The organism is Bosea sp. 124 (assembly GCF_003046175.1).
Lineage (GTDB): Bacteria > Pseudomonadota > Alphaproteobacteria > Rhizobiales > Beijerinckiaceae > Allobosea.
Genome location: NZ_PZZM01000001.1, coordinates 5,027,000 through 5,052,214, shown reverse-complemented (window position 1 = coordinate 5,052,214; position 25,215 = coordinate 5,027,000). Strand labels below are relative to the sequence as shown.

Here is a 25,215-nt window from a genome sequence, read left to right as displayed (position 1 = left end):
TGGCCTGCAGGGCAGGGCGAAGACTTTTGCTGACCTCGGCTGGCGCAAATTGACGCGGTGCAAACTTCTGGGGTCAACCGGCGACGGGTCGCTTGAAAGCCGGCGAGGAAGTCGCCACTTTAGCTTCACTCGCGAGAGTCGCATGCCTGTCGAGGGTGCGATGCGCGGGGGCGGACGGGGTGAATGGTCGCTCTGCCCGCTTACGTTCGATGCTGATGCCCATTTTGGGGTCACGCCGGGCGCAACCACAAAGGAAAAGTCATGACTGGCTCGGCGCCCCGCGCTCCTTTCGTTTCCGGTGAGACCGGCACCTATCCGGTTCTCCCCCTGCGCGACATCGTCGTTTTCCCCCATATGATCGTGCCGCTCTTCGTCGGCCGCGAGAAGTCGATCCGTGCCCTGGAGGAGGTCGTCAAGACCGACGGGCTGATCCTGCTCGCTACGCAGAAGAATGCCGGAGACGACGATCCGGAGACCAAGGATATCTATGAGATCGGCACGCTTGCCCGCGTGCTGCAACTGCTGAAGCTGCCCGACTCGACCGTGAAGGTGCTGGTCGAGGGCGTCGGCCGCGCCAAGGCCACGGCCTATATCGCGGACGATGCCTTCTATCAGGCCGAGGCCACCGGCCTGGCTGAGGAGGAGGGCAAGAAGGTCGAGGTCGAGGCGCTCGGCCGCTCGGTCGTCAGCGAGTTCGAGAGCTATGTGAAGCTCAACAAGAAGATCTCGCCCGAGATCGTCGCGGCCGTCTCGCAGATCGAGGAGCCGACCAAGCTCGCCGACACCGTCGCCTCGCATCTGGCGGTCAAGATCGCCGACCGTCAGGCCGTGCTCGAGATCACCCATGTCGCGCACCGGCTGGAGAAGGTCCTCTCGCTGATGGAAAGCGAGATGTCGGTGCTTCAGGTCGAGAAGCGCATCCGCTCGCGCGTCAAGCGCCAGATGGAGAAGACCCAGCGCGAGTACTATCTCAACGAGCAGATGAAGGCGATCCAGAAGGAACTCGGCGACGGCGAGGAAGGCCGTGACGAGCTGGCCGAGCTCGAGGAGCGCATCGCCCGCACCAAGCTCTCCAAGGAGGCCCGCGACAAGGCCGTCGCGGAGATGAAGAAGCTGCGGCAGATGTCGCCGATGTCGGCCGAGGCCACCGTCGTGCGCAACTATCTCGACTGGATGCTCGGCATTCCGTGGAGCAAGAAGTCGAAGATCAAGAAGGACCTCGCGGCCGCGCAGGCGGTGCTGGACGACGATCACTTCGGCCTCGACAAGGTCAAGGACCGCATCGTCGAGTATCTCGCGGTGCAGCAGCGCACCAACCGGCTCGCCGGCCCGATCCTGTGCCTCGTTGGCCCTCCGGGCGTCGGCAAGACCTCGCTCGGCAAGTCGATCGCCAAGGCGACCGGGCGCGAGTTCGTGCGCATGTCGCTCGGCGGCGTGCGTGACGAAGCCGAGATCCGCGGTCACCGCCGCACCTATATCGGTTCGATGCCCGGCAAGATCATCCAGTCGATGAAGAAGGCCAAGACCTCGAACCCGCTCATCCTGCTCGACGAGATCGACAAGATGGGCCAGGACTTCCGCGGCGATCCCTCGGCGGCCCTGCTGGAGGTGCTTGATCCCGAGCAGAACGGCACCTTCAACGACCATTATCTCGAGGTCGACTACGATCTGTCGAACGTCATGTTCGTGACGACGGCCAACACGCTGAACATCCCGCCGGCCCTTCTGGACCGCATGGAGGTGATCCGCATCGCCGGCTACACCGAGGATGAGAAGACCGAGATCGCCCGGCGTCACCTGATTCCGAACGCGATCAAGAAGCACGGCCTCGAATCCAAGGAATGGTCGATCGACGATGACGCGCTGCAGACGCTGGTCCGCCGCTATACGCGGGAGGCGGGCGTCCGCAATCTCGAGCGCGAGCTCTCCAACACCGTCCGCAAGGCGGTGAAGGATATCGTGCTGACCAAGAAGAAGAAGGTCGCCGTCAACAGCGAGCTGCTCGAGGAGTATCTCGGCCCGCCGCGCTATCGCTATGGCATGGCCGAGACCGAGGATCAGGTTGGTGTCGTCACCGGACTGGCCTGGACCGAGGTCGGCGGCGAGCTTCTGACGATCGAAGGCGTCATGATGCCCGGCAAGGGCAGGATGACCGTTACCGGCAACCTCAAGGAGGTGATGAAGGAATCGATTTCGGCTGCGGCGTCCTATGTCCGCTCGCGCGCCGTCGATTTCGGGATCGAGCCGCCCTTGTTCGATCGGCGCGACATCCACGTCCACGTTCCTGAGGGGGCGACCCCGAAGGACGGCCCCTCGGCCGGCATCGCGATGGCGACCTCGATCGTCTCGATCCTGACCGGCATCCCGACCAACCGTGACGTCGCCATGACCGGCGAGGTCACGCTGCGGGGCAGGGTGCTGCCGATCGGCGGGTTGAAGGAGAAGCTCCTGGCGGCGCTGCGGGGTGGCATCAAGAAGGTGCTGATCCCCGAGGACAACGCCAAGGATCTGGTCGATTTGCCGAAGTCCGTGAAGGAGGGGATGGAGATCATCCCGGTCTCGCGGATGGAGCAGGTTCTCCAGCACGCCTTGACGCGCCAGCCGGTCCCGATCGTCTGGGAGGAGGATCTGAAGGCGATCCCCGCCAAGGCGGGCGACGAGGATGCAGCCGGCGTCATCGCCCACTGAGCCCTTCGCAGGACGAAACAATGCCGCCGGCGCTCGTCGCCGGCGGCTTTCTGTTGGCGTGGCCGGAGCAGGGGTCGCTTTGTGCGCTTGAAGAGGCGGCCCGCAGGCCTTAAAGCCCACGCGGCAGGGGCGGTTAGCTCAGTTGGTAGAGCGTCTCCTTTACACGGAGAGGGTCGCGGGTTCGAGCCCTGCACCGCCCACCATGCCCCAGGCCCTTATCCTTGCTGCGTGTCTCTCTGTGGCGACGCGTCGCCACAGCTGGCAGGACGGGTGTGAACTACGGCCGGTATTTTCGCCACGTTACCGGGCAGGCATGCCGCGCATGAGATGCTGAGCCTCCGCGCTTCCTCAGCACGCCCGGGCCTTTGCTGCCGCAGCGCTCGCGGCCGTCCTGGCCACGACCGGCGCGTCAGCCCAAGCGCTTCTGCCCAATTCCTTCTTCACCGGCCGCCCGGCCTTTCCCGCGCCGAGCAACCGGCCCGGCCGGCAAGCTGCGAGGATCCTGCGGCCCAGCTTCCGGATTGGTCCGGCGCGATTCGCGGGTCGACACGGCCATCGCCGGCGACGCCACCCTGATTCAGGCGGATGGCGCGCTCTGGTATGTCGCGGTCTGCTCCGATCCGGAGGAGCGCGTGCTCTGTGTCACCTGCAGCGCAAACGACCTCAAACGCGGCGACAGAGTGGTGCCCCGCGACGGCTATGATCATCAGGACCGCCGCCACGTGCTGCTCGACCCTTGTCTGACATCGGAGGAATAGCCCGCATCGCGGGACGCAGCCCGCCGATGCGGGCAGATAGTTTTCCACCGTTCCGCTTTGCGGGACTCTCGTGCTTGACACTTCCGGCCGGTCGCCATAATCCACACCTCGCTGACGGCCACCGCGCCCCAGCCGCCCTGCGCGGGCGTAGCTCAGTTGGTTAGAGTGCCGGCCTGTCACGCCGGAGGTCGCGGGTTCGAGCCCCGTCGCCCGCGCCACGTTTCTCCCTTCATCACAACGGTGTGAAACGTGATCCGCTCCGATTGGAGCGTCGATCCCTTGCCGATGCGGCAGCTCTCTTTAAGGTTCTCCGGCCCGATCCTTCCGGATCGCTTGCCGCCCGGAGATAGCCATGCATCGCAGGTCAGCCGCTCTGCTGGCGATCGCCAGTCTGTTCTCGTTGCCCTCCGGGCCGGTCCTGGCCGACGAGATCAAGGTGCTCACCGCAGGCGCCTTCAAACCGATCGTGCTGGCCGTTGCGGGGGCGTTCGAGAAGGACAGCGGCCACAAGCTTGTCATCGACAACGACACGGCGGGCGGGTTGCTGCGCCGAATCGGCGGCGGGGAGGCCTTCGACGTCGCCGTGCTGACGCCCGCTGCCGTGAAGGAGCTCGTCGGTACCGGCAAGATCGCCGCGGGCACGCCGATCAACCTGGCGCGCACCTCGGTCGGCGTCGCGGTCAAGGACGGGGCTCCCCGGCCCGATATTGCGACGGTCGCAGCCTTCAAGGCCGCGCTGCTGGCGGCGGGCAAGGTGGCCTATATCGATCCCGCCGCCGGCGGCTCCAGCGGCATCTATTTCTCCAGGCTTCTGGAAACGATGGGCATCGCAGACGTCGTCAGGGCGAAGGCGGTGCTCGTCCCGGGCGGGCTCGTTGCCCAGCGCCTCGTCAGCGGGGAGGCCGATCTCGCCGTCCACCAGATCAGCGAAATCCTGGCCGTGCCGGGCGCCGTGCTGGTCGGGCCGCTGCCGGCGGAAATCCAGAGCTACACGGTCTACACCGGCGGCCTCGCCGCCGCAGGCGCCAGGTCCGATGCCGCGAAGGCGTTCCTGGCCTTCCTTTCCAGCGATGTCGCCAGGCGTATCCTTGCCGAGAAGGGTATGGAGTCCGCGCCCGAGTGAGGCCGGCTCACCAGGGGCGGCGCGGCCCGGTGTCGATGTGCAGGATGCCGTTCCAGTAGACCTTGTGGCCGCCGACCTCGGGCTGCACGCGCACCCATTCCAGCACGGTACGAGGCCGCACGCCCGGCACGCGGAAATCCATCGCCTCGCAGCGCTTGTGATAGGAGCCTCGGCGCGCTCGCCACGGCGGCCGCCAGGTCGAGGTCACCTTCACCGCACCGTATTTGTCGGCGATGCTGGCGAGGATGAGCTTCAGCCGCTGTGGCAGGCAGGCGATCGACGTGCCGGGATCGGTGGAGACGCCCGGCTTGTCAGGCTTTTCGTTCGGGTCGAATGCAGGTTCGGCGCCGGCTTTCTGGCCGGGCGTCAACTGCGGCCATTCGGGGCCCTCATCCTCGTCCGGCTCCGAACTGGCGGGGGAGGTCGGACTGGCGGGCGCCGACTCGGCAGCCTGCTCCAGGGGCGGCGGCACGACGATCGGGGGCAGCGTCAGGCTGCTCGGCATGTCGAGGTCGAAGGGCCGCTGCGGCGGCAGCGGCGCCCGCGTCATCTGCCCGTCCTGCGCCACCGCGCCCGCGACATGCAGCACGCAGGCCAGCGCCAGCCCGGCGGGAATGGAAAGCCGCATCTCGCTCAGGGTGCAGGCGCAGGCATGAAGACGGCTCGAGTCTCGGCGCCAACCAGGGGAAGCTGCGGGGATTTGCTGCAAAGGGCGGCGAGCCCCGCGGGCGCAGCCGTGATCTTCTCGAGATCAAGCAGGGGGCGCATGGCGCTTCCGGCGAAATAGCCTGCGAGCCAGAGCGAAAGCTGCGTCTGGTCGTTCTCGCTCATCGCGGCGAAATCGGCGCAGCTGGCCCGCGTCAGATCGACACCCTCCGCATGCGCCCCGGTGACGACGATCGGCGCGATCGGCAGTGCTGCCGCGAGGAAGAGCCTGGCAAGCAGGGTCATGAGCGCCCCTTTCTCGAAAGCGCGAGCTGCGCGTGGGAAAATCGATTCGCCGCGAGTGTGTCGCGTCGCGCCAGCATCGGCCAGCAGGACCCGTCATATGCGGCAAAAATCCGGTGCGGTCGACAACGAGGCCGCGGCTTGCGTCCGATTCAACCCGGTTGCGCGATTGTGCGGCGCGGCAGAGTCTTGCTTCATTCTAATGCAAGGTCTAATCGACAGAAACGGCGTGCCGCCGTCGTCCGTTTGAAGCGGGATCGTCCATGCAAGCTCTTCAAGTGCCGTCCCTGCTGAACGACTATCTGCCGCTAGCGCTGTTCCTCGCCGTGGCCGGCGTGATCGGGCTCGCCTTGCTGATCGCGCCTTTCGTGATCGCCTACTCGAAGCCGGACCCTGAAAAGCTCTCGGCCTATGAGTGCGGCTTCAATGCCTTCGACGACGCGCGCATGAAGTTCGATGTTCGCTTCTATCTGGTCGCGATCCTGTTCATCATCTTCGATCTTGAGGTCGCCTTCCTGTTCCCTTGGGCCGTCGCCTTCGGTGGGCTCGGCTGGTATGGCTTCGTCTCGATGATGATCTTCCTGGCCGTGCTCACGGTCGGCTTCGTCTATGAGTGGCGCAAGGGCGCGCTGGAGTGGGACTAACTGTCATCTCGCAGGCGAAAAGCTCGCGATATATCTGACGGTTATGGGTTCACGAGGATACGAGAATGGCAACAACAGCGATCGACCGCGGTGATCCGCTCGTTGCGCCCGCGCCGAAAGGTCTGCTCGGGCCAGACGGAAGGCCCGTCGGCCACCGCGATCCATTCTTCACCGAGATCAACAGCGAACTCGCCGACAAAGGCTTCATCGTCACGGCGACCGACGACCTGATCAACTGGTCGCGCACCGGCTCGCTGATGTGGATGACCTTCGGTCTCGCCTGCTGCGCCGTCGAGATGATGCAGCTCTCGATGCCGCGCTACGATGTCGAGCGCTTCGGCTTTGCTCCGCGCGCCAGTCCGCGGCAATCCGACGTGATGATCGTGGCCGGCACGCTGACCAACAAGATGGCTCCGGCTTTGCGCAAGGTCTACGACCAGATGCCTGAGCCGCGCTACGTCATCTCGATGGGCTCCTGCGCCAATGGCGGTGGCTATTATCATTACAGCTACTCGGTCGTGCGCGGTTGCGACCGCATCGTTCCGATCGATATCTACGTGCCGGGCTGCCCGCCCACGGCGGAGGCGCTGCTGTATGGCGTGCTGCTGCTGCAGAAGAAGATCCGGCGCACCGGGACGATCGAGCGCTAGACGGAACGCAAGGCGTCATGGTCGGGCTTGACCTGGCCATCTCCTGACGGAGAGGCGTCTGTTGAACGCAGGGACGAAGTCTGGTTCCGGAAGAGATGGTCGGGTCAAGCCCGGCCATGACGCCGAGCCGGCAACGAAGGTAAGACGATGAGCGAAGCGCTCGTAGCACTCGGCGAAGAGGTCAAGGCGGCGCTGCCGGGCGCTGTGACGGAGGCTGTCGTCGCCTTCGGCGAACTGACGGTTCACGCCGAAGCTGCGTCGATCGTGAATGTAATGCGGACGCTTTACACCGATCCGCGCTTCCGCTTCGTGAACTTCACCGACATCGCCGGTGCCGACTATCCCGGCCGCGAGAAGCGCTTCGACGTCGTCTACCATCTGCTTGCGCCCTATTCGAACCGCCGCGTCCGGGTGAAGGTCCAGACCGACGAGGCGACGCCCGTTCCCTCCGTCATCGAGGTCTTTCCGGCGGCGAACTGGTTCGAGCGCGAGGCCTATGATTTCTACGGCATCCTGTTCTCGGGCCATCCCGATCTGCGCCGCATCCTCACCGACTACGGTTTCGAGGGCCATCCGCTGCGCAAGGACTTCCCGCTGACCGGCTTTGTCGAGGTCCGCTACGACGACGAGCAGAAGCGCGTTGTCTACGAGCCGGTGAAGCTCAACCAGGAATTCCGCAACTTCGATTTTCTCTCGCCATGGGAGGGCACGGATTATGTGCTGCCGGGCGATGAAAAAGCGAAGACGGCGTGATCGGAGCCGGACATGTCAGAGCATAACATCCGGAATTTCTCGATCAATTTCGGCCCGCAGCACCCTGCGGCCCATGGCGTCCTGCGCCTCGTGCTGGAACTCGACGGCGAGATCGTCGAGCGCGTCGATCCGCATATCGGCTTGCTCCATCGCGGCACCGAGAAGCTGATCGAGGCCAAGACCTACCTGCAGGCGCTGCCCTATTTCGACCGGCTCGACTATGTCGCGCCGATGAACCAGGAGCATGCTTACTGCATGGCGGTCGAGAAGCTGATGGGCGTCACGGTGCCGCGCCGCGGCCAGCTCATCCGCGTGCTCTTTTCCGAGATCGGCCGCATCCTCTCGCACATCCTCAACGTCACCACGCAGGCGATGGATGTCGGCGCCCTGACGCCTCCGCTCTGGGGCTTCGAGGAACGCGAGAAGCTGATGATCTTCTATGAGCGCGCTTCGGGATCGCGCATGCACGCGGCCTATTTCAGGCCTGGCGGCGTCCACCAGGACCTGCCGCCCTCGTTGATCCACGACATCGCCGACTGGTGCGATCCGTTCCTGCAGGTCTGCGACGATTTGGAGACGCTGCTTACCGACAACCGCATCTTCAAGCAGCGCAATGTCGATATCGGCGTGGTCGATCTCGAGACCTGCTGGAAATGGGGCTTCTCGGGCGTGATGGTGCGCGGCTCCGGCGCCGCCTGGGACCTGCGCAAGTCGCAGCCCTACGAGTGCTATGAGGAGATGGAATTCGACATCCCCATCGGCAAGAACGGCGACTGCTACGACCGCTATCACATCCGCATGGAGGAGATGCGCCAGTCCGTGCGTATCATGAAGCAGTGCTGCGCGAAGCTGCTCTCCGCCGATGGCGGCGGGCCGGTCTCCTCGCTCGACGGCAAGATGGTGCCCCCCAAGCGCGGCGAGATGAAGCGCTCGATGGAAGGGCTGATCCACCATTTCAAGCTCTACACCGAGGGCTTCAAGGTGCCGGCTGGCGAGGTCTATGCCGCGGTCGAAGCCCCCAAGGGCGAGTTCGGCGTCTATCTCGTCGCGGACGGCACCAACAAGCCCTATCGCTGCAAGGTCAAGGCTCCCGGTTTCGCCCATCTCCAGGCCATGGATTTCATGTGCCGCAAGCACATGCTGGCGGACGTCTCCGCCATCCTGGGCTCCCTCGATATCGTCTTTGGTGAAGTAGACCGCTGATGTCAGTCCGTCGCCTCGCACCCGATCACGTCCAGCCCGCTTCCTTCGCCTTCGATGCGGCGAACGAGAACTGGGTCGCCCAGCAGATCGCCAAATATCCTGAAGGCCGCCAGGCCTCGGCCGTGATCCCGCTGCTGTGGAAGGCGCAGGAGCAGCACGATGGCTGGGTGCCGCGCGCTGCGATCGAGGAGGTCGCGCGCAAGCTCGGGATGGCGCCGATGCGCGTCATGGAGATCGCGACCTTCTATACGATGTTCAACCTGCAGCCGGTCGGGGAGCATTTCATCCAGCTCTGCGGCACGACGCCCTGCGCCCTGCGCGGCGCCGAGGCGATCCGGAAGGTCTGCGAGGACGTCATCGGACCGCAATCGACGGTCAGCGCCGACGGCAAGCTCTCCTGGCTCGAGGTCGAGTGCCTCGGCGCCTGCTGCAACGCGCCGATGGTCCAGGTCAATTTCGACTATTACGAGGACCTGACGCCCGAGAATTTCCGGGCTTTGCTCGACGATCTGCGCCATGGCCGGCCGACGAAGCCCGGCCCGCAGAACGGCCGCTCGGGCTCGGAGCCGCTGGGCGGTGGCGAGACGCTGAAGGACGCGGCCCTCTACGACGGCACGATGGTCGGCGCCGGCGATTGGCAGAAGCGCGTCACCGAACAGCGCAAGGCCGCAGCCGAGGCTGCCGCCGCCAAGGCCGCCGCCGAAGCTGCGGCGAAGGCTGCCGAGGCGACGCCTGCCGCCGTCGAGGCCAAGCCAGCGACCGAGACCGCCGCGGCCGGGCGCCCTAAGCCCTCGGCGCCGGCCCAGCCCTCGGGCGCGGCCCATGACACGCCTGCAGCCAACGGCAAGATCACCGGGGCGGCCGTCGCCGAGTCGGCCAAGCCGGCCGCATCTGCTCCGCCGGCTGTGGCGGAGACGAAGCCGGAGCTTCTCGCGGCTGCGCGTAACGGCAAGCCCGACGATCTCTCCCTGATCTGGGGCGTCGGCCCCAAGCTCGCGAAGATGCTGAACGAGATGGGCGTCTGGCATTTCGAACAGATAGCAGGCTGGAAGGCCGAGGAACTGGCTTGGGTCGATGCTCGCCTGACCGGCTTCAAGGGCCGCGCCACGCGCGATGACTGGATTTCGCAGGCGACGAAGCTCGCGACAGGCTGGCGGCCGGAATCGGCCCTCGGCGACAAGCCGGTGAAGTGAGGCGAAGACGATGCTTGCTGATCGCGACCGGATTTTCACCAACCTCTACGGCCTGCACGACCTGTCGCTGAAGGGCGCCATGGCGCGCGGCGCCTGGGACGGCACCAAGTTCCTGCTCGAGCAGGGCAGGGACTGGATCATCGACGAGATGAAGAAGTCCGGTCTGCGCGGGCGCGGCGGCGCCGGCTTCCCGACCGGGCTGAAGTGGTCGTTCATGCCCAAGCAGAACGACGGGCGCCCGCATTACCTCGTCGTCAATGCCGACGAATCGGAGCCCGGCACCTGCAAGGACCGCGAGATCATGCGCAACGACCCGCATACGCTGGTCGAGGGCTGCCTGATCGCCTCCTTCGCGATGGGCGCCCATGCCGCCTACATCTACATCCGCGGCGAGTACATCCGCGAGCGCGAGGCGCTGCAGCGTGCCGTCGACGAGGCCTATGCGGCCCGCCTGATCGGCAAGGACAACATCCACGGCTACCCCTTCGATCTCTACGTCCATCACGGCGCAGGGGCCTATATCTGCGGCGAGGAGACGGCCCTGCTCGAGAGCCTCGAGGGCAAGAAGGGCATGCCCCGCATGAAGCCGCCATTCCCCGCGAATGTCGGCCTCTATGGCTGCCCGACCACGGTAAACAACGTTGAGTCGATCGCGGTCGCGCCGACCATCCTGCGCCGCGGCGCGGCCTGGTTCTCCTCGCTCGGCAACCCGAACAATGTCGGCACCAAGCTCTTCTGCATCTCCGGGCATGTGAACAAGCCCTGCAATGTCGAGGAGGTGATGGGCATCCCCTTCCGCGAGCTGATCGAACGCCATTGCGGCGGCGTGCGCGGCGGCTGGGACAATCTGATGGCGGTCATCCCAGGCGGCTCCTCGGTCAGGATGGTGCCGGCCGAGCAGATCATCGACACGCCGATGGATTTCGACTCGCTCTCGAAGCTGCGCTCGGGGCTGGGCACGGCGGCCGTGATCGTCATGGACAAGTCCACCGACATCGTCCGCGCCATCGCCCGCCTCAGCTATTTCTACAAGCATGAGAGCTGCGGCCAGTGCACGCCCTGCCGCGAGGGCACCGGCTGGATGTGGCGCGTCATGACCCGCATGGCCGAGGGCAGGGCGCAGAAGCGCGAGATCGACATGCTGCTCGACGTCACCAAGCAGATCGAGGGGCACACGATCTGCGCGCTCGGCGATGCCGCGGCCTGGCCGATCCAGGGCCTGATCGCGCATTTCCGTCACGAGATCGAGAAGCGCATCGACGATTATGCCGCCAACCCGCACTCCGAGCCGGTGCGTCTGATGGCGGCGGAGTGAGATCATGACCAAACTCCTCATCGACGGCATCGAGGTCGACGTCCCAGCCGAGTACACCCTGCTCCAGGCCTGCGAGGCCGCGGGCGCCGAGGTGCCGCGCTTCTGCTTCCATGAGCGCCTTTCGATCGCCGGCAATTGCCGCATGTGCCTCGTCGAGGTGAAGGGCGGCCCCCCGAAGCCGCAGGCCTCCTGCGCCATTGGCGTGCGCGACCTGCGCCCGGGCCCGAACGGTGAGCCGCCGGTCGTCTCGACCAAGTCGCCGATGGTCAAGAAGGCGCGCGAGGGGGTGATGGAGTTCCTCCTCATCAACCACCCGCTGGATTGCCCGATCTGCGACCAGGGCGGCGAGTGCGATCTGCAGGATCAGGCCATGGCCTATGGCGTGGACAATTCCCGCTATGCCGAGAACAAGCGCGCGGTCGAGGACAAGTATATCGGCCCGCTGGTCAAGACCTCGATGACGCGCTGCATCCAGTGCACGCGTTGCGTCCGCTTCACCACGGAAGTCGCCGGTGCCAGCGACCTCGGCGCGATCGGCCGCGGGGAGGACATGGAGATCACGACCTATCTCGAGCAGGCGATGACCTCGGAACTCCAGGGCAACGTCGTCGATCTCTGCCCGGTCGGCGCGCTGACCTCGAAGCCCTATCAGAACAAGGCCCGGCCCTGGGAGCTGACCAAGACCGAATCCGTCGACGTGATGGATGCCGTCGGCTCGGCCATCCGCGTCGACTCCCGCGGCAAGGAGGTCATGCGCATCCTGCCCCGCCTGAACGAGGCGGTGAACGAGGAGTGGATTTCCGACAAGACCCGCCACATTGTCGACGGCCTGCGCACCCAGCGCCTTGACCGTCCTTATATCCGCCAGAACGGCGCGTTGCGTCCGGCGAGCTGGACCGAGGCTTTCGCGCTGATCGCCGATAAGGTGAAGGCGGCGGCGCCTGCGAAGATCGGTGCGATCGCCGGCGATCTCGCCGCGGTCGAGGAGATGTTTGCGCTCAAGAGCCTGATCGCCTCGCTCGGCAGCGGCAATCTCGACGCCCGCCAGGACGGCACGAAGCTGCACCCAAAATTTGGTCGCGCCTCCTATCTCCTCAACGCCGGCATCGCCGGTCTCGACAACGCGACCTCGCTGCTGATCATCGGAGCGAACCCGCGTCGCGAGGCGCCGATCCTGAACGCCCGCATCCGCAAGCGCTGGCTGCGTGGCGACTTCAAGGTCCAGGTGATCGGCGAGAAGGCCGATCTGACCTATGACTACGACTATCTCGGCGCCGGCACCGAGACGCTGATCGACTTCGCTGCCAAGGCGGCGAAGGCCGGCGACCGACCGATGGTGCTGGTCGGGCAGGGCGCCCTGGCCCGCGCCGACGGCGAGGCCGTACTGTCGCTGGCTGCCAGAGCCGCGCAGGCGCTGGGTGCCGTATCCGAGGGCTGGAACGGCTTCGGCGTGCTCCACACAGCGGCCTCCCGCGTCGGTGGGCTCGATCTGGGCTTCGTCCCCGGTGAAGGCGGGCTCGACGTTGCCGGCATGATCGCGCCGGGCGCGCTCGACCTGCTGTTCCTGCTCGGCGCCGACGAGGTCGAGGTGCCGGCGGGGGCCTTCGTGGTCTATCAGGGCACGCATGGCGACAAGGGCGCCCACCGCGCCGACGTCATCCTGCCGGGCTCGGCCTATACCGAGAAGTCGGGCACCTATGTGAACACCGAAGGCCGCGTCCAGATGACCGACCGCGCCACCTTCCCGCCGGGCGATGCCCGCGAGGACTGGGCGATCCTGCGGGCGCTGTCTGCGGCGCTCGGCAAGACACTGCCTTTCGATTCGCTATCGGGCCTGCGCAAGGCGCTCTACGAGGCGCAGCCGCATTTCGCGGCGCTCGATACGCTGCAGATCGCGGACGCGGCAGGCCTTGCTGCGCTTGCCGGCCTTGGCGGCGGCACCGACAAGGCCGGCTTCGTCTCGACCGTCGCCGATTTCTACCAGACCAACCCGATCGCGCGCGCTTCCGCCGTGATGGCCGAATGTTCGGCGCTGGCCTCTGGCCGGCTGCAGCAGGCGGCGGAGTAAGCGGCCATGAACTGGGACCTCGTCCTCGATCTCGCGATCATCCTCGGCAAGAGCCTGCTGCTGCTGGTCTGCCTGCTCGTCTTCATCGCCTATATCCTGCTGGCGGATCGCAAGATCTGGGCGGCGGTGCAGCTCCGGCGCGGCCCCAACGTTGTCGGCCCCTTCGGCCTGTTCCAGAGCTTCGCCGACCTGCTGAAATTCGCCTTCAAGGAACCGATCATCCCGTCGGGTTCCAACAAGGGCGTCTTCCTGCTGGCCCCGCTGATCTCCTGCCTGCTGGCGCTCGGCGCCTGGGCCGTGATTCCGGTGGCGGAAGGCTGGGCGATCGCCAACATCAATGTCGGCATCCTCTACATCCTCGCGATCTCGTCGCTCGGCGTCTACGGCGTCATCATGGCGGGCTGGGCCTCGAACTCGAAATACCCGTTCATGGGCGCGCTGCGCTCGGCCGCGCAGATGGTCTCCTACGAGGTCTCGATCGGCTTCGTCATCATCACCGTGCTGCTCTGCGTCGGCTCGCTGAACCTGACCGCCATCGTCGAGGCGCAGAACACCCGGGTCGGCATGTTCGGCTGGTACTGGCTGCCGCTCTTCCCGATGTTCGTGGTCTTCTTCATCTCGGCGCTGGCCGAGACGAACCGGCCGCCCTTCGACCTGCCAGAAGCGGAGTCGGAACTCGTCGCGGGCTACATGGTCGAGTACTCCTCGACGCCGTATCTGCTGTTCATGCTCGGCGAATACGTGGCGATCATGACCATGTGCGCGCTGACCACGATCCTCTTCCTCGGGGGCTGGCTGCCGCCGTTCCCGATCGCGCCCTTCACCTGGCTGCCGGGCGTGTTCTGGTTCGCGCTGAAGGTTTGCGCGGTCTTCTTCATGTTCGCGATGGTGAAGGCCTTCGTGCCACGCTACCGCTACGACCAGTTGATGCGGCTGGGTTGGAAGGTCTTCCTGCCGCTCTCGCTGGTCTCCGTCGTGGTCGTCGCCTTCGTGCTGCAGGTCACGGGCTGGGGCCCGGTGCGCTGATGGCGGTTGCTGTCATTCTGACGGTGGTCGGGATGGCGGTTGGGGTTCTTCTTTTCGTCGCTGCAGCCTGGCTGCTCCGACGGAGCAAGGTGTTCGATGCCTTTGACGTCGGCCTCGGCGGAATATCCGCCGCAGCCATCATCGGAGGTTTTCTAGGGCACCGCATGGCAGGTTGGCTTGGGCTGGTCGCGGCGTGACTGAATGGCCCTCAAGCCAGGAGGTCTTGCGGTGATCGAGAACTGGGCCGGTCCCATTGGTGCGCTGATCGGGCTCGTCGTGGGGATTGTGGAATACAGGATCGTTTCGGCGCTGGTCATCGGGGCCCTGCGCCGGACCGATCCGTCGAAGACTCAAGGCGAGCGCGACGATTACGAGCGTCGCATCGCTTACGTCAGGGTCGCGCTGATCGTGTTGATGATCGGCGTCACGCCCATGCTGGGTTATGTCATCGGCCAGACGGTGTTTGGCTGAGTTGGAAGGACGAGAAGGCATGTCGCTCGCACAAGCCGCCAAGGGCCTGCTGCTGAAGGAGTTCGTCGGCGCGTTCGCGCTGTCGATGCGCTATTTCTTCAAGCCGAAGGCGACGCTGAACTACCCCTTCGAGAAGGGGCAGCTCAGCCCGCGTTTCCGTGGCGAGCACGCGCTGCGCCGCTACCCCAACGGGGAAGAGCGCTGCATCGCCTGCAAGCTCTGCGAGGCGATCTGCCCGGCGCAGGCCATCACCATCGAGGCCGGGCCGCGCCGCAACGACGGCACGCGCCGCACGACGCGCTACGACATCGACATGACCAAATGCATCTATTGCGGCTTCTGCCAGGAGGCCTGCCCGGTCGATGCCATCGTAGAGGGACCGAACTTCGAGTTCGCGACCGAGACCCGCGAGGAGCTGTTCTACGACAAGGACCGGCTGCTCGCGAACGGCGCCCGCTGGGAGCGCGAGATCGCGCGCAACATTGCGATGGACGCACCGTATCGGTGAAGGCGACGGGGGCCGTCGCGCGGTTGTCCGCTGCTGCTGCCCTGACTATAGACGCTCCAAACTGCGCCCCACGAGAGTCGGGCGTGATTGAAAACGAGAGCCGCCCGCAGGGGCGGAAAGGCTGACCGAGATGAATGCCGCAGCGGCTTTCTTCTATCTGTTCGCAGGCATCACCGTCGCTTCGGCGTTCATGGTGGTGGCTTCGCGCAACCCCGTTCACTCGGTGCTCTTCCTGATCTTGGCCTTCGTCAATGCGGCGGGATTGTTCCTGCTGCTCGGGGCCGAGTTCCTGGCGATGCTGCTGATCGTCGTCTATGTCGGCGCGGTCGCGGTGCTCTTCCTCTTCGTGGTGATGATGCTCGACGTCGATTTCGCCGAGTTTCGCCAGGGCTTCCTGAACTACCTGCCGATCGGGGCGCTGATCGGGCTGATCTTCGCGGTCGAGTTGCTGCTCATCGTCGGCGCCTGGGTCATCGACCCGCAGATCGTCAAGGCGCCGGTCGCGGCGATCCCCGCCGACATCACCAACACCGAGGCGCTCGGGCGGGTGCTCTACACCCAGTATGTCTACTACTTCCAGGCGGCCGGGCTCGTCCTGCTCGTCGCCATGATCGGCGCGATCGTGCTGACGCTGCGCGAGCGCGTCGGCATCAAGCGCCAGGATATCGTGGTGCAGAACGCGCGCACCAAGGCGACCGCGATGGACGTCAAGAAGGTGCCCTCCGGCGCCGCCCTGCCGGAGGAGACGGTCTGATGATCGGACTTGGCCATTACCTCGCCGTCGGCGCGATCCTTTTCACGCTCGGCGTCCTCGGCATCTTCATCAACCGCAAGAACGTCATCGTCATCCTGATGTCGATCGAGCTCATCCTGCTCTCGGTGAACCTGAACTTCGTCGCCTTCTCGGCTTTCCTCAACGACATCGTCGGCCAGGTCTTCGCCCTGCTCGTGCTGACGGTCGCGGCGGCCGAGGCTGCGATCGGGCTCGCCATTCTCGTCGTTTACTTCCGCAACCGCGGCACGATCGCGGTGGAAGACATCAACATGATGAAAGGCTGAGGCGCGCACGCGCCCGGAACCGCCCGATGTATCACGCGATCGTCTTCCTCCCCCTGATCGGCTTCCTGATCGCCGGCCTCTTCGGCCGGCTGATCGGCGCGCGCGGCTCGGAGATCGTCACCACCTCGCTTCTGGTCGTCTCGGCCGTTCTGTCCTGGGTCGCCTTCTTCCAGGTCGGCTTCGGCGCCGGCACGACGCGCGTTCAGATCGCGACCTGGCTGGCCTCCGGCGACCTGCGGGTCGACTGGGCGTTCCGCATCGACACGCTGACCGTGGTGATGCTGGTCGTCGTCAACACCGTCTCGTCGCTCGTGCATCTCTATTCGATCGGCTACATGCACGAGGATCCGCATCGGCCGCGCTTCTTCGCCTATCTGTCGCTCTTCACCTTCGCCATGCTGATGCTGGTGACGGCCGACAACCTGGTGCAGATGTTCTTCGGCTGGGAAGGCGTCGGCCTCGCCTCCTATCTGCTGATCGGCTTCTGGTATCAGAAGCCCTCCGCCTGTGCCGCGGCGATGAAGGCCTTCATCGTCAACCGCGTCGGCGATTTCGGCTTCCTGCTCGGCATCTTCATGGTCTTCGTGCTGACGGGCTCGGTCGGCTTCGAAAGCATCTTCCCGCAGATCGCCGGCCTCACCGAGCGCAGCTTCCGTTTCCTCGGCTATGACTGGAACGCGCTGACGCTGACCGCGCTGCTGCTGTTCATGGGCGCCATGGGCAAGTCGGCGCAGTTCCTGCTGCACACCTGGCTGCCGGACGCGATGGAAGGCCCGACCCCGGTCTCGGCCCTGATCCATGCCGCGACCATGGTCACCGCCGGCGTCTTCATGGTGGCGAGGCTCTCGCCGATCTTCGAATATGCGCCCGTCGCCCTGACAGTTGTCATCGTCATCGGCGCGACCACCGCCTTCTTCGCCGCGACGGTCGGCCTCGTTCAGAACGACATCAAGCGCGTCATCGCCTATTCGACCTGCTCGCAGCTCGGCTACATGTTCGTGGCGCTGGGCGTTGGAGCCTATTCCTCCGGCATCTTCCATCTCTTCACCCACGCCTTCTTCAAGGCGCTGCTGTTCCTGGGTGCTGGCTCCGTCATCCATGCGATGCATCACGAGCAGGACATGCGGAACATGGGCGGCCTGCGCAAGCACATCCCGCTGACGGCGGCTGCCATGACGATCGGTACGCTGGCCTTGACCGGATTCCCGCTCTTCGCCGGCTATTTCTCCAAGGACGCGATCATCGAGAGCGCCTATGCCGCAGTCGCGCACAAGGGCTTCGCCGCCTCCTATGCCTTCGTGCTGCTGGTGGTGGCTGCCTGCTTCACCTCCTTCTATTCCTGGCGGCTGTATTTCATGACCTTCGAGGGCAAGCCGCGCTGGAGTGCGGATGCTCATGCCGCACACGGTCACGACGACCACGCCCATGCAGCGCATGCCCATGACGATCATCACGGCCATGGCCATGACCACATGCCGCATGAGAGCCCGCTGGTGATGCTGATCCCGCTCGCCGTGCTCTCGCTGGGCGCGGTCGCTGCCGGCTTCGCCTTCAAGGAGGCGTTCATCGGCCATAACTACGAGCACTTCTGGAAGGCCGCGCTGTTCACCGGCAAGGACAACCACATCCTGCACGAGATGCACGAGGTTCCGGGCTGGGTGATCGCGTCGCCCTTCATCGCGATGGTGCTGGGCTTCCTGGTCTCGCTCTACATGTACGTCCTGCGCCCGGATGTTCCCGGCAAGCTCGCTGCTGCGAACCCGGTCCTCTACAATTTCCTGCTCAACAAGTGGTATTTCGACGAGATCTACGACTTCCTCTTTGTGAAGCCGGCGATGTGGATCGGGAAATTCCTCTGGAAGAAAGGCGACGGCTTCGTCATCGACGGTATGGGCCCCGATGGTGTCTCCGCGCGCATCGTGGACGTGACCAACCGGGTCGTCCGGCTCCAGACCGGCTATGTCTATCACTACGCCTTCGCCATGCTGATCGGCGTCGCAGGCTTCGTGACCTGGTATCTCTTGGCGCGCGGGTGAGATGATGTTCGGCTTCGGTATCCTCACCGGTCTTCTCGTCCTGCCGCTGGTCGGTGCGGCCTTTATCCTGGCGCAGCGCGGCGACGAGGCCTCGGTCGACTCCAATGCGCGCTATGCGGCGCTCGCCGCGACGATCGCGACCTTCGTTCTGGCCTGTGTCGCCTGGGCGCAGTTCGATCCGGCCAATCCCGGCTTCCAGATGGTCGAGACCCATGCCTGGGTTTCGGACGCGATCAAGTTCAAGCTCGGCGTCGACGGCTTCTCCTTCCCCTTCGTGGTGCTGACCGCCTTCCTGATGCCGTTCTGCATCCTGGCGTCCTGGCACTCGATCACGAAGCGGGTGCGCGAATACATGGTCGCGTTCCTGATCCTGGAGACGCTGATGATCGGCGTCTTTGTGGCGCTCGATCTCGTGCTGTTCTACCTCTTCTTCGAGGGTGGCCTGATCCCGATGTTCCTGATCATCGGCATCTGGGGCGGCAAGCGGCGCGTCTACGCCTCCTACAAGTTCTTCCTCTACACGCTGCTTGGCTCGGTCTTGCTGCTGCTCGCGCTGATGGCGATGTATTGGAATGCCGGCACCACCGACATCCCGACGCTGCTGGCGCACAAGTTCCCGTCCGGCATGCAGACCTGGCTCTGGCTCGCCTTCTTCGCCTCCTTCGCGGTGAAGATGCCGATGTGGCCGGTCCACACCTGGCTGCCCGATGCCCACGTCGAGGCGCCGACCGCCGGTTCCGTCGTGCTGGCGGCGATCATGCTGAAGATGGGCGGCTACGGCTTCATCCGCTTCTCGATCCCGATGTTCCCGGAGGCGTCGCAGTATTTCGCCTCCTTCGTCTTCGCGCTCTCCGTCATCGCCATCGTCTACACGTCGCTGGTGGCGCTGATGCAGGAGGACATTAAGAAGCTGATCGCCTACTCGTCGGTCGCCCATATGGGCTTCGTCACGATGGGCCTGTTCACGCTGACGACGCAGGGCATCCAGGGCGCGATGTTCCAGATGGTCAGCCACGGGCTGGTCTCGGGCGCGCTCTTCCTTTGCGTCGGCGTCATCTACGACCGCATGCACACCCGCGAGATTTCCGCCTATGGCGGGCTGGTCAACCGGATGCCGATCTACGCCGTGGTGTTCATGGTCTTCACCATGGCCAATGTCGGCCTGCCCGGCACGGCAGGCTTCGTCGGCGAGTTCCTGACGCTGATGGGCGCCTTCAAGGCCAACCCCTGGGTCGCCTTCATCGCATCCTCGGGCGTCATCCTCTCTGCCGGCTATGCGCTCTGGCTCTATCGCCGCGTCGTCTTCGGCGAGTTGGTCAAGCCCGAGCTCAAGGACATCATGGATCTCGACCGCCGCGAGATGGTGATCCTCGCCCCGCTGGTGCTGCTGACGATCTGGTACGGCATCCGTCCGGGCACGATCCTCGACGCCTTCGCCGCGCCGACCGAAGCCCTCATCAAGAACTATCAGGCCGCACTCACCGCCGCGAAAACGGCGATGCTGGCTATTCAGTAAGGTCTCGCAGGATGGCTCTGCCCGCTCTCGGCCCGGCGCTTCCGGAAATCATCCTTAGCCTCGGCGCCATCGCGATGGTGCTTGTTGGCGCGATCCGGGGCGAGCGCGCGACGCGCCTGCTCGAAGGCGTGGCGCTGGCGCTGTTTGCGCTGACGCTCGTGCTGGTGCTCTCGGGCCAGGGCAAGGTGCTGACCTTCAACGACGGTTTCGTCGTCGACAGCTTCGCCCGCTTCTTCAAGGTGCTGACACTGCTCGGCGCCGCGGCTGCGATCCTGCTCTCGTCGGACAGCTTGCGCCGCGACGGCTCGATGCGCTTCGAGTTCCCGATCCTCGTCGTCCTCGCCACCATCGGCATGATGATGATGATCTCGGCGAACGATCTCATCAGCCTCTATGTCGGCCTCGAACTGCAGTCGCTGGCGCTCTATGTCGTCGCCGCCTTCGACCGCGACAACGCCAAGTCGACGGAAGCCGGCCTGAAATACTTCGTCCTCGGCGCGCTCTCCTCAGGGATGCTGCTCTATGGCGCCTCGCTGGTCTATGGCTTCACCGGGACGGTGACCTATCCGGGCATCGCGGCCGCCGTGCAGCACGGACATCCCGGCATTGGCCTGATCTTCGGCATCGTCTTCATCGCCGCCGGCGTGGCGTTCAAGATTTCCGCGGTGCCGTTCCACATGTGGACGCCCGACGTCTATGAGGGTGCGCCGACCCCGGTCGCCGCCTTCTTCGCCTCCGCCCCCAAGATGGCGGCGATGGCGATGGTCGTACGCATCTTCGTCGGCGCCTTCCCGGGCGCGCTGCATGAATGGCAGCAGATCGTCGTCTTCATCTCGATCGCCTCGATGGCCCTGGGCGCTTTCGCCGCGATCGGCCAGAGCAACATCAAGCGCCTGCTGGCCTATTCCTCGATCGCGAATATGGGCTATGCGCTGGTCGGCCTCGCGGCCGGCACCGCGGGTGGCGTGCAGGGCGTGCTCGTCTACATGGCGATCTATCTCGCGACGACGCTCGGCGCCTTCGCCTGCGTGTTGCTGATGCGCCGCGACGGCAAGGCGGTCGAGGACATCTCGGAGCTCGCGGGCCTGTCGCGGACCAACCCGTGGATGGCCTTCGCGCTGTCGATGATGATGTTTTCGCTCGCCGGCATCCCGCCGCTGGCCGGCTTCTGGGCGAAGTTCTACGTCTTCCTGGCCGCGATCGACGCAAAGCTCTATGTGCTGGCCGTCATCGGCGTCGTCACCAGCGTGGTCGGTGCCTATTACTACCTGCGCCTCGTCAAGGTGATGTATTTCGACGATGCGAAGCCCGCCTTCGAGAAGGGCGATCTCGGCGTGCGTGCCGTGCTGCTGGTATCGGCGCTCTTCGTACTGGCGCTCTCGCTTCTGCCCGCGCCGCTGCTCAATTCGGCTGCGGCTGCGGCGAAGTCGCTGTTCTGAGTGCGCAAGCGCGTCATGCTCGGGCCTGACCCGAGCATCTCCTGCCAGACGTTCTTGGGGCTGTGCTTCGCATCGCCCGAGAATGATCGGTCGCGCCGTGCTCGGTGAGTCCGCCCGCGCCGCCGGCTACCGGCTGATCGTCCGAGACGAGGTCGGCTCGACCATGGAGGAGGCGCGCCGCGCGCTCGCCCAGGGCGATACCGGCAAGCTCTGGATCGTCGCCCGCAGCCAGAATGCCGGCCGCGGCCGTCATGGTCGGCAATGGACCTCGCCGCCCGGCAATCTCTACGCCAGCCTGCTGCTGGTCGCGCCCTGCGAGCCGGTGCTCGCTCCGCAACTCGGCTTCGTCGCTGGGCTCGCCCTGCATGACGCAGCCGCCAGGGTGACGGGTCTCGCGGCGCCGCGGCTGGCGCTGAAATGGCCGAACGACCTCCTGATCCACGGTGCCAAATGCTCCGGACTGCTGCTCGAAGGCGAGAGCCGGGCAGGGCAGTTCAGCGTCGTCATCGGGCTGGGCGTCAACATCGCCTCCTGCGCGCAGGGGACACCCTATCCGGCTGATTTCCTGCAGGCGCATGCCCCGGCCGCGACGATCGAGGCCATGCTGGTCGCGCTCGGCGACGCCTGGGCCGTCCGCTTCGCGACATGGCAGGCCGCGGGTGGCTTCGGCTCGATCCGGCAGGCCTGGCTCGAACGTGCCGCCTTCCTTGGCCAGACCATCACGATCAGGCCTCCTGACGGAGCGGTCAGCGGCGTCTTTGCCGGCATCGATCCGACCGGGCGGCTCCTGCTCGAAACCCCGGCCGGCATCCGCCCGTTCGATGCGGGCGATCTCTTTTTCGGAGCCTCTCCCGACCCTCGGCCCTCATCCTGAGAAGCCGGCCGCAAGCCCGCATCTTGAAGGGGAGGGCTGCGGGAAAAGGGGTGATCCACCCAGCCAACCCGCTATGGAGACCTGCTGCCCGGCGTGGTAGGGCTCCCGCTCACATCCGGCGTCCGCGCGCCCATTGTCCCAGTCAGGATTCTTCGTGACCCGTTCCAAAGACCAGCTCGTTTTCGTTCCTCTTGGCGGCCTCGGCGAGATCGGCATGAACGCCGCCCTCTACGGCTTCGGCCCGGAAGGTCGGCGGAAATGGATCCTGGTCGATTGCGGCCTCTCCTTTGCTGGCCCTGAAGCGCCGGGCGTCGATATCGTGCTGCCGGATCTGCGCTACATCATCGAGGAACGCGCGAACCTGCTGGGCATCATCATCACCCATGCCCATGAGGACCATATCGGCGCGCTCGCAGCGCTCTGGCCGTCCCTGCGCGCGCCGGTCTATTGCACGCGCTTCGCCGCCGGTCTTCTCGCCACGCGCCGCCTGTCGGAGCCGGGCGCGCCCAAGGTGCCGATGCATGTCGTCGCCCAGGGCGGGCGCGTGACGCTCGGCCCCTTCGACATCGAATTCGTGCCGGTCGCCCACTCCATCCCCGAATCGAACGCGCTCGCCATCCGTACGCCGGTCGGCCTCGTCATCCATACCGGCGACTGGAAGATCGATCCGACCCCGCAGGTCGGCCTGCCGACCGACGAGAAGCGGCTGCGCGAACTCGGCGACGAGGGCGTGCTGGCGCTGATCTGCGACTCGACCAATGTTATGCGCGACGGCACCTCGCCGAGCGAGGCGGAGGTCGCAGCGAAGCTCAAGGAACTGGTCCGTTCGGCCCCGGGCCGCGTCGCCGTCACCACCTTCGCCTCCAACGTTGCGCGCCTGCGGGCCGTGGCTGAGGCCGCGATGGCGGATCAGCGCGAGGTCGTCGTCGTCGGCCGCGCCATGGACCGCGTCATCGACGTCGCGCGCGAATGCGGCTATCTCGACGGCATCCCCGCCTTCCGCTCGGCCGATACCTATGGCTATCTGCCGCGCGACAAGGTCGTGGCGCTCCTCACCGGCAGCCAGGGCGAGCCGCGCGCCGCGCTCTCGCGCATTGCCTCTGACGACCACCCGGAAATCACGCTGACGCCGGGTGATCGCGTGATCTTCTCCTCGCGCACCATTCCGGGCAATGAGAAGGCGGTCGGCGCCATCCAGAACGCGCTCGCCCGCGACAATATCGAGATCATCACGGACAGGACGCATCTCGTCCATGTCTCGGGCCATCCGCGCCGCGAGGAGATGGCCAGGCTCTATGGTTGGCTGAAACCGAAGATCGTCATCCCCGCTCATGGCGAGGACCTGCATCTGTCCGAGCATGCGATCTTCGCGCGCGGGCTCGGCGTCAAGACTGTGGTCCGCGCCGGCAATGGCGATGTCGTCGCGATCTCGACTGAGGGCGCCAGCAAGATCGACGAGGTCACGCATGGCCGGCTCTATCAGGACGGCCACCTGCTGGTGAACGCCCTGGAGAAGACGATTCCCGAGCGCCGCCGCCTGTCCTTCGTCGGCATGATCTCGGTCGCGGTTGCGATCGACGAGAAGGGCGGGCTCGCGGGTGATCCCGAGATCGCCGTGCTCGGCCTGCCGCCCTACACGCGCGACGGCACCGGCTTCGACGAATATGTGGCGGACGCCGTCTCCGAACTGATCGACGGCATCCCCAAGGCCCGCCGCCGCGATCCCGAGGCGCTCCGCAATGCGCTCGAGCGTGGCCTGCGCAGCGCCGTCAACGAGGAGTGGGGCAAGAAGCCGCTGGTGCATGCGCTGGTGATCGAGGTTTAGGATCGGCGGGTAGCCAGATGGGAGCGCAAGCATGATCGGACGCCTCAACCACGTTGCCATCGCCGTGAAGGATCTCGCGGCGGCGACCGCGCTCTATCGCGACACGCTGGGCGCGCACGTCTCCCAGCCCCTGCCGCAGCCGGAGCATGGCGTCACCGTCGTGTTCGTCGAGCTGCCGAACACCAAGGTCGAGCTGCTGGAGCCGCTTGGGACCGACTCGCCGGTCGGCAAGTTCATCGAGCGCAATCCCGATGGCGGCATCCACCACATCTGCTACGAGGTCGACGATATCATCGCTGCCCGCGATCGCCTGAAGGAGATGGGGGCACGTGTGCTCGGCAGCGGCGAGCCGCGCATCGGCGCGCATGGCAAGCCGGTCATCTTCCTGCACCCGAAGGACTTCACCGGCACGCTGGTCGAACTCGAGCAGGCCTGAGACCATGGCTGCGCCCGACATCAACTTTTTCGGCCAGCCGGAGCCAGGCTCGCCGCGCCCTTTCAGCGCCGCGACGCGGGCCGGTGGGCTCGTCTTCGTGTCCGGCCATTCGGCTCCCCATGACCCGGCGCGGGGCATCCGTCGCGGCGAGACGCCGGCCGACGAGGTCCGCAATGCGCTGGCGCATATCGCCGGGATTCTCGCCGAGGCCGGCAGCGCTCTCGACCGCGTCGTCCAGATGACGATGCTGATCACGGACCCGGCCGACTACGCGGCCTGCAACGCCGAATATGTGAAGCATTTTCCAGGCGGGCTGCCCGCCCGGCATACCGCGCGCTTCGGCGTGCCGACGCAGGCGCGCGTCGCGTTTTCCTGCATCGCTCTTGCGGACGATGGGGCCAAGGACCGGCGGGCATGACCGTCGCCAGCGCACTCGCCGTCTATTTCGTGATCTGGTGGACGGTGCTCTTCGCCGTCCTGCCCTTCGGTGTCCGCAGCCAGTCGGAGACGGGTGAGATCACGCAAGGCACTGAGCCCGGGGCGCCCGCCTTGCCGGGCCTGTTGCGCAAGGCGCTGATCACCTCGGTCATCGCCGCGGTCGTCTTCGCGATCGTCTGGTATGTCTGGGCGACGTTCGATCTCTAGGCAGCGCTGGTTCAGGCGAGGGAACGGGATCGTCCGG

At 65.7% G+C, this 25,215-nt stretch carries 26 protein-coding genes and 2 tRNA genes; 26 read left to right on the top strand and 2 right to left on the bottom strand.

The genetic code is table 11. The features are described 5' to 3' along the window. The first annotated feature begins 261 nt into the window (after positions 1-261). The 5 genes from lon (at position 262) to C8D03_RS23890 (ending at position 4,569) form a co-directional block, all read left to right on the top strand. Positions 262-2,688 carry an endopeptidase La gene (lon, locus tag C8D03_RS23910; protein ID WP_108050303.1) on the top strand — a complete coding sequence of 809 codons (2,427 nt, stop codon included), beginning with the start codon at positions 262-264 and terminating at the stop codon, positions 2,686-2,688. 127 nt (positions 2,689-2,815) lie between these two features. Next, a tRNA-Val gene (locus C8D03_RS23905) sits at positions 2,816-2,891 on the top strand. Positions 2,892-3,209: 318 nt separating this feature from the next. Further along, a complete protein-coding gene (locus C8D03_RS23900; RefSeq protein WP_108050301.1) occupies positions 3,210-3,446 on the top strand; it encodes a hypothetical protein in 237 nt (78 codons plus the stop codon). A gap of 141 nt (positions 3,447-3,587) precedes the next feature. Further along, positions 3,588-3,664, top strand: a tRNA-Asp gene (locus tag C8D03_RS23895). A gap of 134 nt (positions 3,665-3,798) precedes the next feature. Further along, positions 3,799-4,569, top strand: coding sequence for a molybdate ABC transporter substrate-binding protein (locus tag C8D03_RS23890; RefSeq protein WP_108050299.1), 771 nt, complete (start codon positions 3,799-3,801; stop codon positions 4,567-4,569). Between the two features lie 7 nt (positions 4,570-4,576). Here the strand turns inward: C8D03_RS23890 and C8D03_RS23885 are convergent, their stop codons facing one another. After that, positions 4,577-5,197 carry a YcbK family protein gene (locus C8D03_RS23885; RefSeq protein ID WP_108050297.1) on the bottom strand — a complete coding sequence of 207 codons (621 nt, stop codon included), beginning with the start codon at positions 5,195-5,197 and terminating at the stop codon, positions 4,577-4,579. 5 nt (positions 5,198-5,202) lie between these two features. After that, on the bottom strand, positions 5,203-5,520 hold the full coding sequence (locus tag C8D03_RS23880; protein ID WP_108050296.1) for an HdeA/HdeB family chaperone: 318 nt from the start codon (positions 5,518-5,520) through the stop codon (positions 5,203-5,205). Between the two features lie 260 nt (positions 5,521-5,780). Here C8D03_RS23880 and C8D03_RS23875 point away from each other — a divergent pair, with 260 nt between their 5' ends. From C8D03_RS23875 to C8D03_RS23775, 21 genes are all read left to right on the top strand, one after another. After that, complete coding sequence (locus C8D03_RS23875; protein WP_465246454.1) at positions 5,781-6,161, top strand: NADH-quinone oxidoreductase subunit A; 381 nt, start codon at positions 5,781-5,783, stop codon at positions 6,159-6,161. 65 nt (positions 6,162-6,226) lie between these two features. Beyond that, complete coding sequence (locus C8D03_RS23870) at positions 6,227-6,811, top strand: NuoB/complex I 20 kDa subunit family protein (RefSeq protein WP_108050291.1); 585 nt, start codon at positions 6,227-6,229, stop codon at positions 6,809-6,811. Positions 6,812-6,958: 147 nt separating this feature from the next. Continuing rightward, positions 6,959-7,564 (top strand): NADH-quinone oxidoreductase subunit C, encoded by a 606-nt coding sequence (locus C8D03_RS23865; protein WP_108050289.1) that lies wholly within the window; start codon positions 6,959-6,961, stop codon positions 7,562-7,564. A 12-nt stretch (positions 7,565-7,576) separates the two neighbouring features. Continuing rightward, a complete protein-coding gene (locus tag C8D03_RS23860; protein WP_108050287.1) occupies positions 7,577-8,767 on the top strand; it encodes an NADH-quinone oxidoreductase subunit D in 1,191 nt (396 codons plus the stop codon). Further along, positions 8,767-9,960: an NADH-quinone oxidoreductase subunit NuoE gene (gene nuoE / locus C8D03_RS23855; protein ID WP_108050285.1), complete on the top strand. Its 1,194-nt coding sequence runs from the start codon at positions 8,767-8,769 to the stop codon at positions 9,958-9,960. The genes C8D03_RS23860 and nuoE overlap by 1 nt, the downstream gene beginning before the upstream one ends. Before the next feature lie 10 nt (positions 9,961-9,970). Then, positions 9,971-11,275 (top strand): NADH-quinone oxidoreductase subunit NuoF, encoded by a 1,305-nt coding sequence (nuoF, locus tag C8D03_RS23850; protein ID WP_108050283.1) that lies wholly within the window; start codon positions 9,971-9,973, stop codon positions 11,273-11,275. A 4-nt stretch (positions 11,276-11,279) separates the two neighbouring features. Next, positions 11,280-13,343 (top strand): NADH-quinone oxidoreductase subunit NuoG, encoded by a 2,064-nt coding sequence (gene nuoG, locus C8D03_RS23845; protein WP_108050281.1) that lies wholly within the window; start codon positions 11,280-11,282, stop codon positions 13,341-13,343. A 6-nt stretch (positions 13,344-13,349) separates the two neighbouring features. Further along, complete coding sequence (nuoH, locus tag C8D03_RS23840) at positions 13,350-14,369, top strand: NADH-quinone oxidoreductase subunit NuoH (RefSeq protein ID WP_108050279.1); 1,020 nt, start codon at positions 13,350-13,352, stop codon at positions 14,367-14,369. Beyond that, positions 14,369-14,566 carry a hypothetical protein gene (locus tag C8D03_RS23835; RefSeq protein ID WP_108050277.1) on the top strand — a complete coding sequence of 66 codons (198 nt, stop codon included), beginning with the start codon at positions 14,369-14,371 and terminating at the stop codon, positions 14,564-14,566. Before nuoH ends, C8D03_RS23835 begins: the two co-directional genes overlap by 1 nt. Positions 14,567-14,597: 31 nt before the next feature. Beyond that, on the top strand, positions 14,598-14,840 hold the full coding sequence (locus C8D03_RS23830) for a hypothetical protein (protein ID WP_146170276.1): 243 nt from the start codon (positions 14,598-14,600) through the stop codon (positions 14,838-14,840). A 19-nt stretch (positions 14,841-14,859) separates the two neighbouring features. Beyond that, entirely contained in the window at positions 14,860-15,348 is a 489-nt protein-coding gene (gene nuoI / locus C8D03_RS23825; protein ID WP_054141310.1) for an NADH-quinone oxidoreductase subunit NuoI, read from the top strand. Positions 15,349-15,478: 130 nt separating this feature from the next. After that, complete coding sequence (locus tag C8D03_RS23820) at positions 15,479-16,102, top strand: NADH-quinone oxidoreductase subunit J (RefSeq protein ID WP_108050273.1); 624 nt, start codon at positions 15,479-15,481, stop codon at positions 16,100-16,102. Continuing rightward, complete coding sequence (gene nuoK / locus C8D03_RS23815; protein ID WP_082609698.1) at positions 16,099-16,407, top strand: NADH-quinone oxidoreductase subunit NuoK; 309 nt, start codon at positions 16,099-16,101, stop codon at positions 16,405-16,407. The genes C8D03_RS23820 and nuoK overlap by 4 nt, the downstream gene beginning before the upstream one ends. A 26-nt stretch (positions 16,408-16,433) precedes the next feature. Continuing rightward, positions 16,434-18,443 carry an NADH-quinone oxidoreductase subunit L gene (gene nuoL, locus C8D03_RS23810; protein WP_108050271.1) on the top strand — a complete coding sequence of 670 codons (2,010 nt, stop codon included), beginning with the start codon at positions 16,434-16,436 and terminating at the stop codon, positions 18,441-18,443. 4 nt (positions 18,444-18,447) lie between these two features. Next, positions 18,448-19,959: an NADH-quinone oxidoreductase subunit M gene (locus C8D03_RS23805; protein WP_108051947.1), complete on the top strand. Its 1,512-nt coding sequence runs from the start codon at positions 18,448-18,450 to the stop codon at positions 19,957-19,959. A gap of 11 nt (positions 19,960-19,970) precedes the next feature. Then, positions 19,971-21,398 carry an NADH-quinone oxidoreductase subunit NuoN gene (gene nuoN, locus C8D03_RS23800; RefSeq protein ID WP_108050268.1) on the top strand — a complete coding sequence of 476 codons (1,428 nt, stop codon included), beginning with the start codon at positions 19,971-19,973 and terminating at the stop codon, positions 21,396-21,398. 82 nt (positions 21,399-21,480) lie between these two features. Continuing rightward, positions 21,481-22,272, top strand: a complete 792-nt coding sequence (locus C8D03_RS23795; RefSeq protein WP_108050266.1) for a biotin--[acetyl-CoA-carboxylase] ligase — start codon at positions 21,481-21,483, stop codon at positions 22,270-22,272. Between the two features lie 154 nt (positions 22,273-22,426). Beyond that, positions 22,427-24,097, top strand: coding sequence for a ribonuclease J (locus tag C8D03_RS23790; protein WP_108050264.1), 1,671 nt, complete (start codon positions 22,427-22,429; stop codon positions 24,095-24,097). Positions 24,098-24,128: 31 nt separating this feature from the next. After that, complete coding sequence (gene mce / locus C8D03_RS23785; protein WP_108050262.1) at positions 24,129-24,533, top strand: methylmalonyl-CoA epimerase; 405 nt, start codon at positions 24,129-24,131, stop codon at positions 24,531-24,533. A gap of 4 nt (positions 24,534-24,537) precedes the next feature. Next, positions 24,538-24,951 (top strand): RidA family protein, encoded by a 414-nt coding sequence (locus C8D03_RS23780; protein WP_181301208.1) that lies wholly within the window; start codon positions 24,538-24,540, stop codon positions 24,949-24,951. Further along, the gene (locus tag C8D03_RS23775) at positions 24,948-25,178 is read left to right on the top strand and encodes a DUF1467 family protein (protein WP_108050258.1); all 231 of its coding nucleotides are present in this window, start codon (positions 24,948-24,950) and stop codon (positions 25,176-25,178) included. The genes C8D03_RS23780 and C8D03_RS23775 overlap by 4 nt, the downstream gene beginning before the upstream one ends. Positions 25,179-25,215: the final 37 nt, after the last annotated feature.

Bases quoted from the DNA above. Each gene is read 5' to 3' on its own strand.
- nuoH (WP_108050279.1), top strand. From the start codon at position 13,350: ATGAACTGGGACCTCGTCCTCGATCTCGCGATCATCCTCGGCAAGAGC.
- C8D03_RS23860 (WP_108050287.1), top strand. From the start codon at position 7,577: ATGTCAGAGCATAACATCCGGAATTTCTCGATCAATTTCGGCCCGCAG.
- nuoE (WP_108050285.1), top strand. From the start codon at position 8,767: ATGTCAGTCCGTCGCCTCGCACCCGATCACGTCCAGCCCGCTTCCTTC.
- C8D03_RS23890 (WP_108050299.1), top strand. From the start codon at position 3,799: ATGCATCGCAGGTCAGCCGCTCTGCTGGCGATCGCCAGTCTGTTCTCG.
- C8D03_RS23880 (WP_108050296.1), bottom strand. From the start codon at position 5,520: ATGACCCTGCTTGCCAGGCTCTTCCTCGCGGCAGCACTGCCGATCGCG.
- C8D03_RS23870 (WP_108050291.1), top strand. From the start codon at position 6,227: ATGGCAACAACAGCGATCGACCGCGGTGATCCGCTCGTTGCGCCCGCG.
- C8D03_RS23780 (WP_181301208.1), top strand. From the start codon at position 24,538: ATGGCTGCGCCCGACATCAACTTTTTCGGCCAGCCGGAGCCAGGCTCG.
- C8D03_RS23835 (WP_108050277.1), top strand. From the start codon at position 14,369: ATGGCGGTTGCTGTCATTCTGACGGTGGTCGGGATGGCGGTTGGGGTT.
- mce (WP_108050262.1), top strand. From the start codon at position 24,129: ATGATCGGACGCCTCAACCACGTTGCCATCGCCGTGAAGGATCTCGCG.
- nuoF (WP_108050283.1), top strand. From the start codon at position 9,971: ATGCTTGCTGATCGCGACCGGATTTTCACCAACCTCTACGGCCTGCAC.
- C8D03_RS23795 (WP_108050266.1), top strand. From the start codon at position 21,481: ATGATCGGTCGCGCCGTGCTCGGTGAGTCCGCCCGCGCCGCCGGCTAC.
- C8D03_RS23820 (WP_108050273.1), top strand. From the start codon at position 15,479: ATGAATGCCGCAGCGGCTTTCTTCTATCTGTTCGCAGGCATCACCGTC.
- C8D03_RS23775 (WP_108050258.1), top strand. From the start codon at position 24,948: ATGACCGTCGCCAGCGCACTCGCCGTCTATTTCGTGATCTGGTGGACG.
- C8D03_RS23885 (WP_108050297.1), bottom strand. From the start codon at position 5,197: ATGCGGCTTTCCATTCCCGCCGGGCTGGCGCTGGCCTGCGTGCTGCAT.
- C8D03_RS23865 (WP_108050289.1), top strand. From the start codon at position 6,959: ATGAGCGAAGCGCTCGTAGCACTCGGCGAAGAGGTCAAGGCGGCGCTG.
- nuoL (WP_108050271.1), top strand. From the start codon at position 16,434: ATGTATCACGCGATCGTCTTCCTCCCCCTGATCGGCTTCCTGATCGCC.
- C8D03_RS23805 (WP_108051947.1), top strand. From the start codon at position 18,448: ATGTTCGGCTTCGGTATCCTCACCGGTCTTCTCGTCCTGCCGCTGGTC.
- lon (WP_108050303.1), top strand. From the start codon at position 262: ATGACTGGCTCGGCGCCCCGCGCTCCTTTCGTTTCCGGTGAGACCGGC.
- C8D03_RS23875 (WP_465246454.1), top strand. From the start codon at position 5,781: ATGCAAGCTCTTCAAGTGCCGTCCCTGCTGAACGACTATCTGCCGCTA.
- nuoG (WP_108050281.1), top strand. From the start codon at position 11,280: ATGACCAAACTCCTCATCGACGGCATCGAGGTCGACGTCCCAGCCGAG.
- nuoN (WP_108050268.1), top strand. From the start codon at position 19,971: ATGGCTCTGCCCGCTCTCGGCCCGGCGCTTCCGGAAATCATCCTTAGC.
- nuoI (WP_054141310.1), top strand. From the start codon at position 14,860: ATGTCGCTCGCACAAGCCGCCAAGGGCCTGCTGCTGAAGGAGTTCGTC.